The following is a 2,829-nucleotide window of genomic DNA, read 5'->3' as shown; positions in this document are numbered from 1 at the left end:
AGACCGCCCTCCCCCCCCCCCCCCCCCCCCCCCCCCCCCCCGGGGGGGCCCGCGCGGCGTGCGGCCGGCCCCCCACCGCAGCGTCGGCGGGTCAGAGGCGCGCGGCGACCTCGGTGCCCTGCCGGATGGCGCGCTTGGCGTCGAGCTCGGCGGCGACGTCGGCGCCCCCGACGACGTGGACCCGGATGCCGTGCGCCTCGAGCGGCTCGGCCAGCCCGCGCACCGACTCCTGACCGGCGCAGACGACGACGGTGTCGCAGGCGATGACCCGCTTCTCGGCTCCGTCCTCCCCGAGCGCGACGTGCAGCCCCTCGTCGTCGATCCGCTCGTACGCGTGCACGCCGGTGACCTGCTCGACCCCCTTGGCGCGCAACGAGGCCCGGTGCACCCAGCCGGTCGTCTTGCCCAGGCCCTTCCCGATGGCGGTCGACTTGCGCTGGAGGAGGACGACCTCGCGCGGGCTCGGCTCGGGGTGGGGCCGCACGACCCCGCCCCGCGTCTCCGCCGGGTCGCCGACACCCCACTCGTGGCGCCACGCGTCGGCGTCCAGGCTCGGCGACCGGTCCGTCGTGAGGAACTCGCAGACGTCGACCCCGACCCCACCGGCGCCGATGACCGCGACCCGCCGCCCGGCGGTGCGCTCGCCCCGCACCAGCTGGTCGTAGGTCATGACCATCGGGTGGTCGATGCCCGGCACGTCGGGCAGCCGCGGCGCGACGCCCGTCGCGACGACGACCTCGTCGACCCCGGCCGCCACCAGCCCGTCGACGTCGGCCCGCTCGCCCAGCCGCACCCGGACGCCGAGCACCTCGAGGCGCCGGGTGAAGTAGCGGATGGTCTCGGAGAACTCCTCCTTGCCGGGGATGCGCATCGCGATGTCGAACTGTCCGCCGAGGTGGTCGCGCGCCTCGACGAGCTCGACGTCGTGCCCGCGCTCGGCGGCGGTGACGGCGGCGGCCATCCCCGCGGGTCCGCCCCCGACGACGACGACCTTGCGGCGCACCGGGGCCCGCCCGATGACGAGCTCGGTCTCGCGTCCGGCCCGCGGGTTGACCATGCAGGTGGCGGCCTTCTTGACGAAGGTGTGGTCGAGGCAGGCCTGGTTGCACGCGATGCACGTGTTGATCTCGTCGCTGCGACCCTCGGCGGCCTTCCGGACGAACTCGGGGTCGGCGAGGAACGGGCGGGCCAGCGAGACGAGGTCGGCGCCACCGGCGAGCACCGACTCCGCGACGTCCGGGGTGTTGATCCGGTTGGTCGCGACGACGGGCAGCGAGACGTGCTCCTTGAGCCGGGCCGCGTACCCCGTGAACACCGCGCGGGGCACCGACGTGACGATGGTCGGTACGCGCGCCTCGTGCCAGCCGATGCCGAGGTTGAGGATGCTCGCGCCCGCCGCCTCGACCTCGCGGGCCAGGGCCACCACCTCGTCCCAGGTCTGGCCGTCCTCGACGAGGTCGAGCACCGAGATGCGGTACACGAGGAGGAAGTCCGGCCCGGCGGCCTCGCGGACCGCCCGGACGACCTCGACCGCGAAGCGCCGCCGGTTCTCCGGCGACCCACCCCAGCGGTCGGTGCGCCGGTTCGTGCGAGGAGCCAGGAACTGGTTGATCAGGTAGCCCTCGGACCCCATGACCTCGACCCCGTCGTACCCGGCCTCGCGGGCCAGCCGGGCAGCTCGCGCGAAGGCTCGCACCTGACGACGGACTCCCCTGTCCGACAACGCTCTCGGCCGGAACCGGCTGATCGGGCTCTTGACCGCCGACGGCGCGACGCACCACGGGGTGAACGCGTAGCGGCCGGCGTGCAGCAGCTGGAGGGCGACCCGGCCTCCCTCGGCGTGCACGGCGTCGGTGACGACCCGGTGGCGGGCCAGCTCGCGCCGCGACGTCAGCTTGGAGGCGCCGGGGTAGAGCGTCCCCTCGAGGTTCGGCGCGAACCCTCCGGTGACGATGAGCGCCGCCCCGCCCCGGGCCCGTTCGGCGAGGTAGGCGGCGAGCCGCGGGAAGTCCTTGGCCCGGTCCTCCATCCCCGTGTGCATCGACCCCATGACGACCCGGTTGGGCAGCGTCAGGTGGCCGAGGTCGAGCGGGGCGAGCAGGCGGGGGTGGGTGCTCATCGGGCCTTCCTCGTCACGGCGACGACGCTGCGGGAGGACCGGAGGGGTCGGCGTCGCCGCTCAGCGTCGGCGGCGCCACCAGCGGCGCCTCGGGCGAGCCTCTCCCGAAGTTACCGGCGGGTCAACATCGACCGGTTGTGAGGATGCTCGCAGCGCCCGCCACCGCTCGACGAGGTCGTCGACGTCGACGGTCGGGGCGAGCAGCTGCGGCATCCGGGGCTCGAGCGGGCGCAGCCGGTCGCGCTTCACCCGGCGGTTGAAGTCCTCGAGGACGGCGCGCACCGACTCCTCGGTGCGCAGGTCGAGCAGGCTCTCGGGGAAGGTCGCGGCCTCCTTGCGCAGGGCGACGGCGGGCGGCAGGGCGCCGGTGAAGTCGATCTGCTCGCGCTCGGCGAGCTGCCGGACCCACCACATCGGGTCGTCGGTGCCCTCGAGGCGCAGCGGCTTGCCGGCCCCCGGGAGGTCGTCGAACTCGCCGCGCTCCTGGGCCTCGCGGATGGCGCGCTCGACCGGCGACTCGTACCGCGGACGCTCGGCCATGCCCCCAGTCTCACCCGAGGACGGTGGACGACGGGGCCGCAGGCGACGCTCCTATGGTTCGTCAAGCCCGCGTGGGGCCGTGTTCGAGGAGTCGGTACAGGTCGCGGGCGATGTAGCGCTTGAGGCAGCGGCGGATCTCGCGGGGGGTTCTTCCCTGGGTGGTGCGGCGT

At 74.8% G+C, this 2,829-nt stretch carries 2 protein-coding genes; both read right to left on the bottom strand.

The window, feature by feature from the left end:
- Positions 1-91: 91 nt before the first annotated feature.
- Positions 92-2,119 (bottom strand): NADPH-dependent 2,4-dienoyl-CoA reductase, encoded by a 2,028-nt coding sequence (locus tag JQN70_RS16040; RefSeq protein WP_204132384.1) that lies wholly within the window; start codon positions 2,117-2,119, stop codon positions 92-94.
- 60 nt (positions 2,120-2,179) lie between these two features.
- Positions 2,180-2,659, bottom strand: a complete 480-nt coding sequence (locus JQN70_RS16035; RefSeq protein ID WP_204132383.1) for a DnaJ family domain-containing protein — start codon at positions 2,657-2,659, stop codon at positions 2,180-2,182.
- Positions 2,660-2,829: the final 170 nt, after the last annotated feature.

The sequence above is a fragment of the Phycicoccus sonneratiae genome, from assembly GCF_016887965.1.
GTDB lineage: Bacteria > Actinomycetota > Actinomycetes > Actinomycetales > Dermatophilaceae > Phycicoccus > Phycicoccus sonneratiae.
This window is presented reverse-complemented; position numbering and strand designations above follow the sequence as displayed.

Bases quoted from the DNA above. Each gene is read 5' to 3' on its own strand.
- JQN70_RS16040 (WP_204132384.1), bottom strand. From the start codon at position 2,119: ATGAGCACCCACCCCCGCCTGCTCGCCCCGCTCGACCTCGGCCACCTG.
- JQN70_RS16035 (WP_204132383.1), bottom strand. From the start codon at position 2,659: ATGGCCGAGCGTCCGCGGTACGAGTCGCCGGTCGAGCGCGCCATCCGC.